The organism is Acidithiobacillus sp. YTS05 (genome assembly GCF_024396695.1).
Classification (GTDB): domain Bacteria; phylum Pseudomonadota; class Gammaproteobacteria; order Acidithiobacillales; family Acidithiobacillaceae; genus Igneacidithiobacillus; species Igneacidithiobacillus copahuensis.
On sequence record NZ_CP094359.1, the window covers coordinates 1,905,418 to 1,921,350 of the forward strand.

General features: G+C 58.4%; 18 protein-coding genes. 5 read left to right on the forward strand and 13 right to left on the reverse strand.

Features of this window, described 5'->3' with window-relative positions; translation table 11 throughout:
* Positions 1-7 precede the first annotated feature (7 nt).
* From MQE22_RS09410 to MQE22_RS09430, 5 genes are read right to left on the reverse strand one after another with little or no spacing between them, the layout of a single operon-like run.
* The gene (locus tag MQE22_RS09410) at positions 8-949 is read right to left on the reverse strand and encodes a cytochrome C oxidase assembly protein (protein WP_215873209.1); all 942 of its coding nucleotides are present in this window, start codon (positions 947-949) and stop codon (positions 8-10) included.
* A 17-nt stretch (positions 950-966) separates the two neighbouring features.
* Positions 967-1,323, reverse strand: a complete 357-nt coding sequence (locus tag MQE22_RS09415) for a cytochrome o ubiquinol oxidase subunit IV (protein WP_215873208.1) — start codon at positions 1,321-1,323, stop codon at positions 967-969.
* Positions 1,320-1,952 carry a cytochrome c oxidase subunit 3 gene (locus tag MQE22_RS09420; protein WP_215873207.1) on the reverse strand — a complete coding sequence of 211 codons (633 nt, stop codon included), beginning with the start codon at positions 1,950-1,952 and terminating at the stop codon, positions 1,320-1,322. Before MQE22_RS09420 ends, MQE22_RS09415 begins: the two co-directional genes overlap by 4 nt.
* 49 nt (positions 1,953-2,001) lie before the next feature.
* Positions 2,002-4,140: a cbb3-type cytochrome c oxidase subunit I gene (locus MQE22_RS09425; RefSeq protein ID WP_215873206.1), complete on the reverse strand. Its 2,139-nt coding sequence runs from the start codon at positions 4,138-4,140 to the stop codon at positions 2,002-2,004.
* Positions 4,141-4,162: 22 nt separating this feature from the next.
* Positions 4,163-5,122: a ubiquinol oxidase subunit II gene (locus MQE22_RS09430; protein ID WP_215873205.1), complete on the reverse strand. Its 960-nt coding sequence runs from the start codon at positions 5,120-5,122 to the stop codon at positions 4,163-4,165.
* A gap of 501 nt (positions 5,123-5,623) precedes the next feature.
* Between MQE22_RS09430 and MQE22_RS09435 the strand changes: the two genes are divergently transcribed.
* The 3 genes from MQE22_RS09435 to pdxH are packed head-to-tail and all read left to right on the forward strand — an operon-like array spanning position 5,624 to position 7,693.
* Positions 5,624-6,373 (forward strand): DJ-1/PfpI family protein, encoded by a 750-nt coding sequence (locus MQE22_RS09435; protein ID WP_226827416.1) that lies wholly within the window; start codon positions 5,624-5,626, stop codon positions 6,371-6,373.
* The gene (gene rpiA / locus MQE22_RS09440) at positions 6,363-7,031 is read left to right on the forward strand and encodes a ribose-5-phosphate isomerase RpiA (RefSeq protein ID WP_215873204.1); all 669 of its coding nucleotides are present in this window, start codon (positions 6,363-6,365) and stop codon (positions 7,029-7,031) included. Before MQE22_RS09435 ends, rpiA begins: the two co-directional genes overlap by 11 nt.
* Before the next feature lie 14 nt (positions 7,032-7,045).
* Positions 7,046-7,693: a pyridoxamine 5'-phosphate oxidase gene (gene pdxH, locus MQE22_RS09445; protein WP_215873203.1), complete on the forward strand. Its 648-nt coding sequence runs from the start codon at positions 7,046-7,048 to the stop codon at positions 7,691-7,693.
* An 8-nt stretch (positions 7,694-7,701) separates the two neighbouring features.
* On the opposite strand, the gene MQE22_RS09450 is transcribed toward pdxH, so the two are convergent.
* From MQE22_RS09450 to leuC, 4 genes are read right to left on the reverse strand one after another with little or no spacing between them, the layout of a single operon-like run.
* Positions 7,702-8,004, reverse strand: coding sequence for a hypothetical protein (locus tag MQE22_RS09450; protein ID WP_215873202.1), 303 nt, complete (start codon positions 8,002-8,004; stop codon positions 7,702-7,704).
* The gene (leuD, locus tag MQE22_RS09455; RefSeq protein ID WP_215873201.1) at positions 7,997-8,626 is read right to left on the reverse strand and encodes a 3-isopropylmalate dehydratase small subunit; all 630 of its coding nucleotides are present in this window, start codon (positions 8,624-8,626) and stop codon (positions 7,997-7,999) included. Before leuD ends, MQE22_RS09450 begins: the two co-directional genes overlap by 8 nt.
* Before the next feature lies 1 nt (position 8,627).
* The gene (locus tag MQE22_RS09460) at positions 8,628-8,777 is read right to left on the reverse strand and encodes a hypothetical protein (RefSeq protein ID WP_215873200.1); all 150 of its coding nucleotides are present in this window, start codon (positions 8,775-8,777) and stop codon (positions 8,628-8,630) included.
* On the reverse strand, positions 8,774-10,183 hold the full coding sequence (gene leuC / locus MQE22_RS09465; protein ID WP_215873199.1) for a 3-isopropylmalate dehydratase large subunit: 1,410 nt from the start codon (positions 10,181-10,183) through the stop codon (positions 8,774-8,776). The genes MQE22_RS09460 and leuC overlap by 4 nt, the downstream gene beginning before the upstream one ends.
* A gap of 184 nt (positions 10,184-10,367) precedes the next feature.
* On the opposite strand from leuC, the gene pmbA reads away from it, so the two are divergent.
* Together pmbA and MQE22_RS09475 are read left to right on the forward strand one after the other, a co-directional pair.
* The gene (pmbA, locus tag MQE22_RS09470) at positions 10,368-11,705 is read left to right on the forward strand and encodes a metalloprotease PmbA (RefSeq protein ID WP_215873198.1); all 1,338 of its coding nucleotides are present in this window, start codon (positions 10,368-10,370) and stop codon (positions 11,703-11,705) included.
* A gap of 6 nt (positions 11,706-11,711) precedes the next feature.
* Positions 11,712-13,082 (forward strand): APC family permease, encoded by a 1,371-nt coding sequence (locus MQE22_RS09475; RefSeq protein WP_255789679.1) that lies wholly within the window; start codon positions 11,712-11,714, stop codon positions 13,080-13,082.
* A 9-nt stretch (positions 13,083-13,091) separates the two neighbouring features.
* Here MQE22_RS09475 and MQE22_RS09480 read toward each other — a convergent pair whose 3' ends face one another.
* The 4 genes from MQE22_RS09480 to glnK all read right to left on the reverse strand — a co-directional run bounded on the left by MQE22_RS09480 (position 13,092) and on the right by glnK (position 15,928).
* Entirely contained in the window at positions 13,092-13,436 is a 345-nt protein-coding gene (locus tag MQE22_RS09480) for a P-II family nitrogen regulator (protein WP_215873197.1), read from the reverse strand.
* Positions 13,436-14,155, reverse strand: a complete 720-nt coding sequence (locus tag MQE22_RS09485) for a type 1 glutamine amidotransferase (protein WP_215873196.1) — start codon at positions 14,153-14,155, stop codon at positions 13,436-13,438. Before MQE22_RS09485 ends, MQE22_RS09480 begins: the two co-directional genes overlap by 1 nt.
* 74 nt (positions 14,156-14,229) lie before the next feature.
* On the reverse strand, positions 14,230-15,534 hold the full coding sequence (locus MQE22_RS09490) for an ammonium transporter (RefSeq protein ID WP_215873195.1): 1,305 nt from the start codon (positions 15,532-15,534) through the stop codon (positions 14,230-14,232).
* A gap of 55 nt (positions 15,535-15,589) precedes the next feature.
* Entirely contained in the window at positions 15,590-15,928 is a 339-nt protein-coding gene (gene glnK, locus MQE22_RS09495; protein ID WP_215873194.1) for a P-II family nitrogen regulator, read from the reverse strand.
* Positions 15,929-15,933 lie beyond the last annotated feature (5 nt).

Here is a 15,933-nt window from a genome sequence, read left to right on the forward strand (position 1 = left end):
GTTTTCCTTAGCGCCATACCAGGACAATGGCAAGACTCATGGAGAGCACCATGCCCTGATGAAAAGCCACCATGATTCCGGGGTCTTTGGGTTTGAGATTGACCGAATGAAAGAGGAGAAAGCCAACGGCAACCTGGATCACCGCCAGATAGAAGGCCACCGGGAAGGCCGGCATCATCCAGCCCAGGGTGGCAACCAGCAACAGGGCGGCACTCACGTGCGCCGCCACCGTCCATTGCGAGGCCTTCTGGGGTTTGACGAAGGCGCCAATCGCCTTGCCGAAGCCCCGCTGTCCGGTGGTCATTCCGCCCAGCAGCACGGCCAGCAAGAGCGCATGCAAGGCGCCCATGGAGCCGAGATACGTCCAGAAATTCATGCCGGGATAGGCCAGATTGACCAGAAAGATCAAAAAGACCCCGTAGGCAAGAAGTCCATGGATCCCATGGACCAGAGAAGGGGCCTTTCCGGCCAGGACATAGAGGGTGCCCATGCCAAAGAGCGCGGTCACCACGATGAGTCCCAGTCCGGAAAGGGTATTCACGTCTGGCGCGAGAATGGCCAGGACAAGCGCGACCAGGCCCACCAAAGTGGCCACCACGCGGTGGGCCGCTTCGGGGTCACTACGCAACATCAAGACCACAATGTTGCGGGTATAGGGCCACTTGGTGCCCAGGGATAGGCCGTAACCGAAGCCTTCGACCAAGCTGCCAAGTAAAATCAACACCATGGCAAAGCCGACTTCCGTGGTAGACAGCGCCTGCACCAAGGCATCGACGAACCCTCCGCTGCTGCGCAGTCCCTCGACCACGCCGGCCAGCACCGCGGCAATCAGCGCAAGGCCGATGAACTTGCCGATGGCACGAACGAAGGGGGTCATTTCCGGCTCAACGGCGTGCGGGATTCCTTCCCGTCCACCGACGGCTGGTCCATTCTCGAGTACGCTAGACATTTGTTACTCCTGGATGCTCAGTGCATCCCTGGCATCATCGGCATGGTGCGCAGATACAACTGCGAGAACATCCACCAGGTCAGGCCGATCGTTAAAATGAACAACGGAATGAAAAGCACAAGGGAAACGGTATTCCAGATGTTGTGCTCCGAGACATCGATATGCAGCAGGAAATAGATCTGCGCAATGATGGCGATGGCGGCACAAATCGTAATGACCATCAGCAGTCCAAAGGGCGGAAAGGCATGCGACGAAACCATTGCCGTAGCTGCCGCCATGAGCACCAACGAGATCAGAAAGCCGGTGAAATAACCCCGGGTACTCGACATCTGAACCTCGGGATGCAGAATCGGATTGTCGTGTCCATGACTCATGACATATACCCCCAGAGATAGACAAAGACGAAGACGAAGACCCAGATGATCGCCTGCAAATGCCAGAACATCCGCAGACTCAGCAAACGCCCCACGGTATCAGTGGTAAAACCCTTACCCGCCACTTGCGCCATCATCACCAGAATCCAGAGCAAGCCAAAGAAGATATGGGCGGCGTGGACCTGGGTGAGAACGATGAAGGCCGAGGCGCCGCCGCTGGTCTGCACCGTCACACCGTGGGCAGCCAGATCCATCATGTCATGGATGTCCAGACCGAGAAAAATCACGCCCAGGACAAAAGCCGCGATCAGGCCATTCATCAGACCCGCCTTGTTGCCCTTTTTCACCGCACTCATGCCCATGCCATAGGCCAACACGCTCAAAAACAGCGCTACGGTCTGGGTGAAGGTATACCAGGGATGAACGAAATCCGCCGGGGTCGGGCCATTGAAATAACTATGGGAATAGCTCAGCACGCCATAGGCCGCAAAGAGCGTGGCGAAGAGCATGCCGTCACTGAGCAGATAGAGAAAATATCCAAAACTACGTGTCGAGATCACATCATGGCCGTGGTGGTGGGTATCCCACAACACCGCCTTGCTGGGATCGGGTGAATCATGTGCACTCATCAATCTAATCCTCTTGTCAGGGGCGTGGCATCAGCCACGCCCGCAATCCTTAGTGGTGATCGCCGGAGCTTGGCGGCGTACCCAATGGGCTTACTTTCTGGCCCTCATAGGCCATCGCCCCGCTAGGAACCGCGTGCCCGCCATGATGTGGCAAGTGTCCTTCCACCTGCTGCTGACGCTGCATGGCCTCACGCTCCATCTTCTCCAGCTCGGCAGCCGTGATGATGTAGCCCGGATCACCGCGCCAGGAACGCACGATCATCAGCACGATGATGGCTACCAGACTGAGCAGACAGAGCCACCATACCCGCCAGGTCAGAGCAAAGCCCAGCACGAAGGTCAACGCACCAATGTAAATCGCCACGCCGGTATTGTTCGGCATGTGGATATCGACGTACTGGGTCGGTTGCGCCTCATTGATGCCGTTATGACGACGCCAGGCTAGTTCATCACGGGCGTTGACGTGTGGGGTCACCGCAAAGTTGTAAAACGGCACGGGCGAGTGGGTCAGCCACTCCAGGGAGCGTGACGTACCCCACGCATCCTGCCCAACGCGGTTCTTCACCCGATCGCGGATGCTGACATAGAGCAGCACGAAGAACGCGGCCACCGAGAGGCAGTACACCGCGATGCCGATTTCCTCGGTCACCAGATAGGGATGCCAGGCAGTATTGAACACATAATCCAGACGACGGGTCTGTCCCATGAAGCCGAGCATGTACATCGGCACGAAGACCAGCACCGTACCGGCACTGAAGAGCCAGAACATGGTCTTGGCCCAGAATTCATCGAGTTTGAACCCGAAGACCTTGGGGAACCAAAAGAGTACCGAGCCAAAAATGGCGTAAACGATCACCAGCAACATCGAGTGGAAGTGGGCAATCACGAAGACGCTGTTGTGCACCATGTAGTTGATTGCCGGAATGGCCAGCATCATACCAGTCAAACCGCCCACCAGGAGCAGGAACAACGCGCCGATGGCCCAGAGCATCGCGGCGGTGTAGGTAATACGTCCGCGGTACATGGTGAAGGCCCAGTTGAATACCTTCACACCGGTGGGAATACCAACCAGCATGGTTGCCACACTAAAGAAGCTGTTCACTTCCGGTCCCGCACCCATGGTGAAAAAATGGTGCAACCAGACCAGCCAGGATACCCCGGCAATAGCGAAGCTCGCTGCCACCATGGTGATGTAACCAAAAAGCGGCTTTTCGGAGAATGCCGGAAAGATCTCTGACATCATGCCAAAGGCAGGCAGAATCACGAAGTACACTTCGGGATGCCCCCAAAGCCAGAACAGGTTGGTATACAACATCAGGTTGCCGCCGAAGCCCGCCGTAAAGAAGTGCGAACCAAAATAGCGATCGCAGGCGACCAGGAAGAGGGCCACCTGCAAGGCGGGAAAGGAGGTCAACGCAATAATGTTGGCCGACAGGCTCGCCCAGGTGAAGATCGGCAGGCGGAACCAAGTCATGCCCGGCGCCCGCATCTTGACGATGGTGGCGATCAGATTGATGCCACCGAGGGTGGTACCGAGTGCCGTCAGCTCCAGGGTCCAGATCCAGTAATCCACACCCACGCCAGGGCTATACTGCAGTTCAAAAATGGGCGCATAGCCAAACCAGCCGTTGTGCGCAAAATCACCCACGAAAAGGGAAATCATGATCAAGGCAACGGCCGCCGCGGTAATCCACAGCCCAAGGGCGTTGAGATAGGGATAGGCCATATCCCGCGCCCCAACCTGGAGAGGCACGATGATGTTCATGAAGCCCACCAGCAGCGGGGTCGCGGCCAAGAGAATCATGATCAGGCCGTGGGCGCTGTATACCTGCCCAAAATGGAAGGGCGTCAGATATCCATGCACGGCACCGAAGACGCCGGAGGACTGGGGACCATTGGCCCAAACCTGCTGAGTACGAATCATCAGGCCATCGATGAAGCCGCGAAAGAGCATGACGAGACCGAGGATGATGTACATCACCCCCAGTTTCTTGTGGTCAACGGTGGTCAGCCACTCTTTCCAGAGATAGCCCCATTTCTGGTAGTACGTGATGAGGCCCAACAGGATGATTCCGCCGATAACCACGGCCACGAAGAGCGGCGCGAGAATCGGATTGGTATAGGGGATCTGGTCGATTGCCAGTCTCCCTAGTAGAGGGTTCCACCCTCCCGGTACTTGAACGAGCATTTGCGTCACCTCTCCTTTTTTCCTAGTCGCGATGCTCAGCGGCTTGCTTTTGCATGTAAGCCACCATGTTTTCGGTCATTGCCGGCGGCAACGGCCAAGTCTTGCCATGCATCACTTCCATCATCAGATGGTCAAAGATTCCACTCTCCACGTTAGAGAAATAGACCACGCGATGATTGACATTGATGTAGGGCTCGGCAAAGCGATTGAAGCTGGCGTAGGTCATAGTCTTCGGCGAAGTCTGTACTTTGCTCACCCAATTCTGGAAATCCTCCTTGCTGACCATCTTGGTCGGAAAGGTCATCCAGGAGGTACCCGCACCCGCATAGTCCGAAGCAATTCCCTGATAAACGCCGATGCGATCACTTTCCAGCGCATTCTTGGTGCGCATGCCAGGCATCACGTCGATCATGCCGACGAGCTGCGGAATGAAGAAGCCCGAGGTAACCGCCGTAGAGGTGAGGCGGAAAAAGACTGGCGTATGCACCGGCAACACCAATTCATTGGCCACCGCCATATGATATTGCGGATAGATGAATAACCACTGCCAGTCCGTGGCGATAACGTCCACATGTACCGGATCACCCTTGGGTGCCATGTGCTTAGTAATGACGGTAGGATTATAGGGATTGATTTCGAAGGTACCTTTGACGGCAAAGTATGCCAGGAAACCGACCGCAATGATCGGAATACCCCAAACCAGAACCTCAAGCGTATTAGAATGAGACCAATGGGCATCGTACTTGCCACGATTCTTGCCCTTGGAATATTTCCACATGAACCAGATCACCAGCAGCGCCGTAATACCAACAATGGCACCCATGATGACGACATCGATGATCATGTAATGCAGGTTGGTATCGGCCATCGTACCTTTCGGATCAAAGATCCAGAAAATACCGGCATTGGCAAGGCCAGCCCATACGGCTGCCAGTGTGCCACCTCCCCATAACGCCAGTCGTTTTGCTTGCTTTTTGAACATAACCACTTTCTCCCTGACGGATTCCTAGTTCCGTATCGTTTTGCCACCGCGGTATCCTGCAGCAACCCATCCGCGGGTCGAGGCACTCCCTTTAATGCCCTACCCGCTGAGCCAAACCAGAAAACACAGTACGGACCGACAGGGAGCTTGGCCCCCGCAGCAAGTCAGCACCATATTCATACAACATTATATTTTTACAGAACTCTTCTTTTCGGGCACTACGTTATTCCACTAAAAACGACGAAGCAATAGAAAAGGCCTTCAAATATTTTTGGGTACGTGCAATATCGATTAGCGCGCTGAATTTAGAAAAACCATCATATAATTATGTTAGCGTTTTCTTATATTTAATTTTCCTAAATAATCAAAAGCGATAGACCAGAAGAAAGGCACCAAGATAAACTCTGTCTTTACATCTATGTTTACAGTATTCGCGACAGTAAAGACAAAAACTACAACTTTGTTTTTTTATTGGAGAACATTTTCTGCTATTCTCTGCACATGTTGCCAAGCCAACCTTTCCTCGCTTTCCTCCTCAGCAGCGCGCAGGTTCTCCGCCTGCGGGATGGCGACACCATTGCGACAGGCGTCTGGGCGGAAGAACTGCTTCTCCCCTGGCAAGAGTTTCGCAGGGCGGGTTGGCCTATCGTGTTTCTGAGCCCGGATGGCAGGCCGGCGCAAATCGATCCGCAGAGCCTACTACTCGAAAATCTCTCTGGTGACCAGAACAAACAAAGGCATCTGGAGCGCGAATCCGCTCGGCTGCCGCTTTCCGACATACTCTCCGTTACCCACATTTTTCCGCTACTGCCGGCCCTGCGCGGCGTTTTTGTTCCGGGTGGCAATGCTCCGCTGATGGACTTTCCCGATTCGGCTGCCGTAGGACAATTGCTGAGCGAATGCCGGCAGCGGAAAATCCCCGTTGCCACTCTCTGCCACGGCAGCGCCGCCCTTCTCGCCCGCCCGGATCCTGCTCAAGATCGCCCTTTTGCCAGCTTTCAGGTAAGCTGTTTCCAGAAGCTCGAGGAAGAGCAGACCAGTCTCGCGGGGCGTTGGCCGTTTCATCTGGAAGAAGAGTTGCGCAGCTGCGGATTCCAGGTGACAGCGGGAACACCGTGGCACGCGCAGGTCGTCCGCGATCGCGATCTGTTCAGCGGCCAGAATCCCGCCTCTGCTCTCCCTCTGGCGCAGGCGTTGTTGGCACGTCTGGAGGAAAATCGTCGTCATAGGGGAAGCAAACATGGATACTGATGCATTAAAGCGTATGGCTGCTGAGGCAGCGCTGGATTACATTCAGCCAGGAATGGTCGTCGGAGTCGGCACCGGTTCCACCAGCAATCACTTTATCGACGCCCTCGGTCGGGCAAAAATTTCCGTTGAAGGCTACGTACCCTCCAGCATAGGCACTGCCGAGCGGCTCAAGTCGCTGGGTCTGCGCGTTCTGGATCTCAACGACACTGGCGACATCCCGGTCTACGTCGACGGCGCCGACGAAATCGATCCGCACTTTCGCCTCATCAAAGGGGGTGGTGGCGCTCTCACCCGCGAAAAGATCGTTGCCTCGGCGGCCCGGCGCTTCGTCTGCATCGCCGATCACTCCAAAGACCATGCAAAACTCGGTAGCTTCCCGTTGCCGGTCGAGGTCCTGCCCTTCGCTCGCAGCTTTGTTGCGCGGCAACTGGTAAAATTGGGTGGCAATCCGAGCCTGCGCAACAGCTTCACCAGCGACAACGGCAATGTCATCCTCGATGTGGTCGGCCTCGATCTCAGCGACCCAGTGGCCATGGAGAGCAAGATCAACAGCATTCCGGGTGTACTCGACAATGGCATTTTTGCCCTGCGTCGCGCCGACGTGGTCCTGCTCGGCAGCCCCGAGGGCGTCATCCGCCGCAGTAACGCGCCCCAGTAAGGATCTGACCAGCAGTGGAAGGGGAAATCGACCATCGCGCCACGCGACGGGATTTTCGCGCCGGCACGCTGGCGCGGGCGGATCTCGATGCCGATCCCTGGGTGCAGATGCAACGCTGGCTAGAGGAAGCAGAACGGGCTGGAAACTTTGACCCTACCGCCATGGCCCTGGCTACTGCCGATGGCGGTGGATTCCCTAACGTGCGCTATGTGCTTCTCAAGCATTTTGACGCTCGCGGCGTCTGCTGGTACACCGATAGCCGTAGCCAAAAAGGGCAGGAATTGGCCGCCAATGGCCGCGCGGCCCTGGCCTTCTACTGGCCAGAGCTCGACCGGCAGCTACGGCTGCAGGGGGAGGTCTCTCTGCTACCCGAGAGCGATGCAGAAAGGTATTTCCGGCAGCGGCCCGTCGGTAGTCGCCTGGCTGCCGCCGCATCGGAACAGAGTCGGGAAATTCTCGATCGCGCCCATCTGGAAGCAAGAGTGGCGGAGCTCGCGGCCCGCTATCCTGACGGCGATGTACCGCGCAATCCTGCCTGGCGCGGCTACCGTCTGGCACCACAGCGCTTCGAGTTCTGGCAAGGGCGCAGCAGCCGGCTCCATGACCGCTTTGTCTACACCCACAACGAAGAGGGTTGGCGCATCACCCGCCTGATGCCCTGAGTGAACTCTCAAAAACCTTCTATGCGCGCCTCGTAGTCGAGCACGATCAGGCGAAATAGGTCGTCTCCCAGCTGCACGTGGGCGGTCTGCGGGCCGCCAATCCGGATGGAATTCGCCCCCGCCATACTCAATCCCAGGGGCTGAAAATGATCCTGTTCGATGAGCTCATGCAAGAGCTTGCGCAGCTCCGCTTCCACTACCGTCCCTGTATTATCCACGACGCGGCAGGGCTTTCCGCGCCGCGTCTGTCCTTCGACGATGCGGGCATGCGGCGAAAGCGGTGGCAGCCCGGAATCCTGCTGCTCATCCATGTTGCACCTCCCGAAAGAGCCAGGGCATCTGGCGACTGCGCTCCGCCTCGTAGGCGCGGATGACGTCGGCGTGCGCCAGAGTCATCTGAATGTCGTCGAGACCGTTGAGCAGCTTGTGTTTCGCTCCCGGAGCGATATCGAAGGCATAGCGCCGACCATCGGCGCTGCGCAGCTCCTGTGCGGCGAGATCGATGTGCACCTGCAGGGGTGCAGCCCGCGCGGCAAGGAACAGTGTGTCGATCGTTTCTTGCGGCAGCGTGATCAGCAAGATGCCATTCTGCACGCAATTGTTAGCAAAGATATCGGCAAAACTCGGCGCAATGACCGCACGGATACCGTAGTCGGCAAGTGCCCAGGGAGCATGCTCGCGACTCGATCCACAACCAAAATTCTGCTGTGCCAGAAGGACCTGTGCCCCCTGCAAATCGACTCGGTTGAGCACGAAATCCGCATTGGGATCGGTCAAATCGCCAGCGCGATAGCGCCAGTCGAAAAACAGGAACTTGCCCAGTCCCTGGCGCTCGATGGTCTTGAGAAACTGCTTGGGGATGATGGCATCGGTATCGACATTGGCGCGATCCAGAGGGATCACCGCCGAATTGAGGGTAGTAAAGGCTTGCATCTCAGGATTTCTCCATGCGCTTGAGGACGACATATTCGACGGCAGCCAGTTGATTGGACGCAGCGCGACTGGCGGCAAGCGCGCCCAGCTCCGTCAGACCGCAACTGAATAAGAGTAGCGCCACCCGCAGAAAAAAGAGGCGAGCGCTCATCCGTGCCACCGCCGAAGATCAACAAAATGACCGGCTATGGCTGCCGCAGCGGCCATGGCCGGGCTGACCAGATGCGTGCGACCACCGGCGCCCTGTCGCCCCTCGAAATTGCGGTTGGAGGTGGCGGCACAGCGTTCGCCGGGCTCGAGGCGATCGGCATTCATCGCCAGGCACATCGAGCAACCTGGTTCCCGCCATTCAAAACCCGCATCCCGAAAGATCTGGTCAAGCCCTTCGCTCTCTGCCTGCGCTTTGACCAGGCCTGAACCGGGCACCACCAGGACGGCCTTCACCGAGTCCGCCTTGCGCTTGCCGCGCACGATCTCGGCGGCGGCGCGCAGATCCTCTATTCGGGCATTGGTACAGGAGCCGATGAAAACCTTGTCGACCGCAATCTCGCTGATTGGAGTGCCGGCCTGCAGCCCCATGTACTCCAGGGCGCGCGTCCACGCCTCCCGGCGCACGGGATCGGGTGCAGCGGCCGGGTCAGGAACCTTCGCGTCGACGGATAAGACCATCTCTGGGCTCGTCCCCCAGGTCACCTGGGGCAGCAATTGGCTAGCGTCGATGCGAATCTCCCGGTCGAACTGGGCGTCACTATCACTGTGCAGGGTCTGCCAGAACGCTACCGCCCGCTCCCAGTCGTCGCCCTGTGGGGCGTGCGGGCGTCCCTGCAGGTAGGCAAAGGTTTTGGCATCGGGTGCTACCATACCGGATCGCGCACCCGCTTCGATAGCCATATTGCAGACCGTCATCCGCCCTTCGACACTTAGCGCCTCGATCCCCGGCCCGGCAAACTCGATGGCGTGGCCGGTACCGCCGGCGGTGCCGATCTGCCCGATGATGGCAAGGACGAGATCCTTGGCTGTCACTCCCTGCGGCAAGGTGCCCTCGACCCAGACCCGCATGTTTTTGGACTTGCGTGCCCACAGGCACTGCGTCGCGAGAACATGCTCGACCTCGGTCGTGCCGATACCGAAGGCAAGCGCGCCAAGGGCGCCGTGGGTGGCAGTGTGCGAATCCCCGCACACCACGGTCATGCCGGGCAGAGTCAGCCCCTGCTCCGGCGCAATCACATGGACGATCCCCTGCCGCCGGTCGAGCATACCGTACTCTTCCACCCCAAATTCGACACAGTTGCGGTCCAGGGTCTCGACCTGCAGGCGCGAGGTAGCGTCGGCGATGCCGGCAGCACGATCCGTAGTCGGCACATTGTGATCCGCGGTGGCGATATTCGCATCCACCCGCCATAGCTTGCGTCCGGCTGCGCGCAGGCCGGAGAAGGCTTGCGGACTGGTCACCTCGTGCAACAGATGGCGGTCGATATAGAGCAACGTGCGACCATCCTCCTCGCTGAGAATGCGATGCTGCTCCCAGAGCTTGTCGTACAGGGTCTGTGCGGTCATGAGTTCTGCACCTGTGGTAAAAACGTCCTTATCCTACTCTTTTAACGATAGCTGGGAAACGTCGGCCGAGACGTCGGCCGAGACGCCCAGCCGGAGACGGTAGACCCCGAGGACAGGCAACTACCTTCCCCCTTGGGGCAGGTAGCGGGTAGTATGGTGGCTTGGCAAGTAAAGGTGGCACAGCATGAGCTCAGAAAAATCGCGCGAAGAACAGGAACTGACCCGGGTAGCCCAGCAATGCCTGGAACTTGCCAAGGCGCGGGGTGCCAGCGCGACGGAGGTCGGCGCAAGCTCCGGTAAGGGCCTGTCGCTCACCGTGCGGCTAGGAGAGGTAGAGTCGGTAGAGTACCACCGGGACAAGAGTGTAGGCGTAACCGTATATCTCGGTGAATGTAAGGGTTCTGCTTCAAGCTCTGATTTTTCCACCCAGGCATTGAAGGAGACGGTGGAAGCGGCGCTCAACATTGCCCGACACACGGCACCGGATCCTTTTTCGGGTCTCGCGGATGCCGACCTGCTCGCCAGGGAATTTCCCGATCTGGACCTGTATCACCCTTGGGACGTCGATCCCGATACCGCGGCGGAAATCGCTCGCCAGTGCGAAGAGGCCGCGCGCAGCGCCGACCCGCGCATCCAGAATTCAGAGGGCGGCAGCATCAGCACCGGCGAGGGGATGAGTGTCTCCGCTAACAGTCTCGGTTTTGTCGGCGTCAGCCGGGGGTCTCGCCACAGCCTTTCCTGCTCGGTGATTGCCGAGGATGAACAGGGCATGCAAAGGGACTATTGGTACGATGTGGCCCGGCGACACGAAGATGTCGCCCGCCCCGAGGAGATTGGTCGAATCTGTGCCGAACGCACTCTGCGCCGTCTCGGGGCACGAAAAATCAGTACCTGCACGGTGCCGGTTCTCTTCGAGAATCAGGTGGCATCCAGTCTGCTTGGGCACTTTGCGCAGGCCATCAGCGGGGGCAGTCTCTATCGCAAGGCCAGTTTTCTGCAAGACAGTCTCGGGCAGACGATCTTTCCCCCGCATATACGGATCTACGAGGAGCCCTTGCGACGGCGAGGCTTGGCCAGTGCCAGCTTTGATGGCGATGGGGTTGCGACCCACAATCGGGACCTGATCCACGACGGCGTCTTGCAGTCCTATCTGCTCGACGTATACAGCGCCCGCAAGCTGGGACTGCAAAGCACGGGCAATGCGGGCGGTGCCCACAACCTCACCCTCGCTCCCGGTAGCGAGGACTTGGCGGCACTCCTGCAGCAGATGGGACGCGGTCTGCTGGTAACGGAGCTGATCGGCTTTGGCGTCAATGGGGTGACAGGGGACTATTCCCGCGGCGCTGCCGGCTTTTGGGTGGAAAATGGAGAGATCCAGTATCCTGTCGAGGAAATCACCATTGCCGGCCATCTGCGAGAGATGTTTGCGGGCTTCGTCGCCGTCGGCAGCGATCTGCTGATTCATGGTGGCACGGGCAGCCCATCCATCCTTATCGACAAGATGACCGTCGCCGGCAACTGATCCCACGTGCTAACGCCTTCTCAGCGGGTCAGCACCCGCGAGGTCTGGGGGCATGCGGTGGCCAACATCACCCCTTCGGCCATGCCGGCGGTGACCATTGCCCTGGTCGCCGCCCATGGTGGCGCCTTCACTTGGCTTGCTTACGCCCTGGTGGGTATGGTGATGTGGCTGGTGGCGATTCAGCTTGGCATTCTGGCACGCCACTTTCCTTCGCCGGGATCGCTGTTTTTTTATCTGGCGCAGGCTCTGCATCCGGTAGCGGGCTTGGTCGCCGGGATTACCATGATTTTCGGATACGGTGGCGCCTTGCTCGGTGCACCACTACTCTGTGGCCTGTTTGCCAATACTGCTCTGCATGCCATCTGGCCGACAGCCCCCAATCTTCTCGACCTCTTCGCCCTCGCGACCTTGGCCATTGCCTTTTCCCTGGCCCGCCGCGGGGTGGAAATATCGGCGCGCTGGGGGCTCTGGGTGGAATGGTTCTCCCTCGCCGGCATCCTGCTCATCGCCATTCTCACCCTGCGCCATTTTGGCATCAGTGACCCGCAGCAATGGCACTTTTCCCACCTGCACACTCCCTCCTTGCTCAGCGCCCTGGTCCTATCCCTGCTTGCCTACGGCGGCTTCGAGACCGCCGGCAATCTGGCCGCGGAGGCCGAGCATCCACGCGCCATACCGGGCATCATGCGCTGGGCGGTGATTCTGGTCGCCATCTTTTTTGTCTTTCTGGCCTATACGGAAACCCTGGCCTTTCACGCACTGGGGCAACCCCTGGGAAATGCCTCGACCCCGTTGAACGCCATCGCCACCGCGATGGGGGAATCCTGGCTCGGAGTGCTCGTCGATCTGGCTATGGCCAGCGCTGCCTTTTCGGCAAGCATCGCCACCTTCAATAGTATCTCGCGCATCCTTCTGAGCATGGCCGAGCATCGCGTTCTGCCGCAGATGCTGGCGCAGCGACATCCTGCTTATGGCACCCCGATTCGTGCGTTGCAGGTCCTTGCCATCCTGGTCCTGGCGAGCATTTTGTTGTTCTGGCTGACCCATAGTTCGGTGCTCGACTTGATCGACATCTTCGGCACCTTTACCGCGCTCGGTTTTGTCTTGCTCTATGCGTTGAGCAATCTGGCGGCGCTGCGCTACCTTTTTCGCAGCGGCGCCGGGCTGCGCTGGATCAGCTTACTGATCACCCTGATCAGTCTGCCTTTGCTCGGAGCGGTCTTTTACGGGACGGTGGTACCCTTCCCCGGCGGCAGCATTGGCGCGACGGTTATCGTCTTTTTGCTGATGCTTGCAGCGACCAGCAGCGTGGGACTGTATTGGGCTCGCTTTCAGCCGGAGCGGCTGCAGGCCATCGTCAGCAAGCAACTATCGTGAAGTAACGACTTAACTACCGTCTTCTTCGCGAATGGAGACGACCTGCAAGACTGGCTCCAGCCAGATCTTGCCATCCCCCATTTCGCCAGTAGCGGCGTTGCTGGTCACCAAGGCCACTACGCGATCGGCATCGTCGGCCGCGACGATGGTTTCGATCTGTACCTTGGGATGACTGGCAGACTGATACCAGGCGCCACTACGCAGGGTGGAGTAGCCGCGCTGCTGCCCAACACCTTCCACCTCGCTCACCGTTACCCCACCTACCCCCAGTTCCGCGAGACCGTCGCAGATCTGATCCATGCGCTGCGGGCGAACGATTGCCGTAACTCGTATCCAGGATATTGCGTTGGCCATCAACCTAGTCTCTTGATCTGCGCTAGCCAAGGACGGTACAGCGCCGCAGCGGTGGCCGCAAGCCTCGCCGCTTTGGCGTCGAGATCAGCGAGCATCTCGGCAGCAGTTTGTAGGTACCTACCCTCCTCTGCCGGCCCAGCGGAATTGCTATCTACCCACCGACGTACCTGCGCTGCCGTCACCTCAGGATGCGCCTGTAGCGCCAGAATCCGATCACCCAGTGCAAATGCCTGTACTTGGGTCGCAGCGTTGTACGCGAGTACCTGCGCATCTGGCGGGAGCGTCGCGCAATGCTCACCATGCCAGTGAAACAGGGGGAACTCGGCAGGCAGTTCTGGCCACAGAGCATGACCGGCCTTCGACAAGCGCACCGGCCACCAGCCAAGCTCTTGCCCGGAGGGGCTGCGTTCCACACTGCCCCCCAAGGCCACGCTGATGAGCTGCGCACCCAAACAATGCCCCAGGATCGGAAACTGTTCTGCCGCAGCCGAGCGAATCAAGGCCTTCTCGGCGCGCAACCAGGGGTATTCCGCTTCATCGTGCACGCTCATGGGACCACCCATGACGATCAGGGCCACATACGACGCCAGGCTGCTAGGCACACGGTCGCCCCGCTCCAGCGCGCGCAGGTCCGTTGCATAGCCAAGGCTCGCAAGGAGCGGAGCCAGGCTACCCAACCCTTCGTCTGGGTGATGTTGCAAAACCAATATCGTCGCCATCAAAAGTCCTCCTGCCCCAAAAGCAAACGGCGACCCGAGGGCCGCCGCTGCTGAACAGCTACCGCACGACCAGATCAGTCACCCAAGACCGGGTGCCTCTCGCCTTCGCCGTAGAACGCGTAGGCTTCCTCTCCATGCACCGCATCATCACCAATCAACAATTCCTCTTCGCTCATGCGCAACGGCGTTACCAAGCTGATCAGCTTGAGCAGAATAAAGGTAACCACGATATTGAGGCCAATGATGAAGGCGGCTCCAATGATCTGCAACCAGACCTGATGCCAATTGCCAGCAATGGCACCGCCAGGATTGGAGAGACCAAACGCTGCGCAACCCTCTTTGGTAGCGAGCAAGCCAGTCATGATGCCACCCAGCACACCTGCCACCGCATGCGTGTGAAAGACGCCTAGGGTATCATCCACCTTGCGGAACAGGGCGGTCTTGCCGACGATATTCATGCTGATCCAAGGGATGATGCCAGAGGCAATACCAATGGCGATCGCGCCCCAGCCATCCACCACACCCGCCGCCGGGGTGATGGCCACCAAGCCGGTGATCATACCCTGCACAGCCCCGATCACCGATGGCTTCTTGAAGTAGAAGATGTCCATCATCGTCCAGACAATCACGCTGACTGCCGTAGTGAGATTGGTGTTCAGCACTGCCGCACCGGCATCACGACTGGCAGCATAGGGATCACCGCCGTTGAAGCCGTTCCATCCCAGCCACAAAAGGCCTGCGCCAACGAGCATCAAGAGCACATTGTTGGGCTGGAAATTCTCGCGATCACGAGCCAGACGAGGACCGATCACGGCGGCACCGACAAAGCCGGCAATACCCGCCGATAAATGGATCACGTAGCCACCGGAGTAGTCGATCACGCCCAAGGTGGAAAGAAAACCGCCGCCCCAAAGACTGAACGCGCCAACGGTGTACGAGAAGGTCAACCATAGCGGCACAAACAGCATCCACGCCTTGAAGCTCATGCGTCCCAGAAAGGCACCCGCCATAATGACCAAAGTGATGGCCGCGAAGACGAACTGGAAATATACCATCGTCGACATCGGGAAATTGGCGGTGGTATTCGATGTCGGCAGCAATGCCTGGGTCAATTCATCCTGCATGCTGATGATGGGATGGGGCAGACCGACGAAGGGGAACCATTCGTGACCAAAACCCATGTTATAGGCCCAGAGAACCCAGGCGATGAGCACCGCCGCGAAGGCGTAGAAGGCCATGAAAGCAGAGTTGATGGCCCATTTCTTTTTGACGATGCCGCCATAGAGGACAACGAGACCGGGGACGCTTTGCAAGCCAACGATAGTTGCTGCCGTTAGCTGCCACGCGTTGTCGCCGGTATTCAGCCAGGACACAGACATAAAACTTCTCCTTTGTAACGGTGTTTTGAAACGATACGTTTATCAGTACGCCGGACTAGAGGGCCTCATCGCCACTCTCGCCGGTGCGGATGCGAATAGCCTGGACTACTTCGGAGATAAAAATCTTTCCATCGCCGATTTTGCCCGTTTTCGCACCTTTGGAGATTGCTTCTATCGCGATATCGAGGAACTCGTCCTTGATTACCGTCTCGATTTTAACCTTGGGCAAAAAGTCCACCACATATTCGGCACCACGATACAGTTCCGTGTGGCCTTTTTGCCGCCCAAATCCTTTGACTTCCGTTACCGTCAGGCCCTGAATGCCGACTTCCGAGAGCGCCTCCCGTACGTCATCCAGTTTGAACGGCTTGATGATTGCCGTAACCAGTTTCATACTTC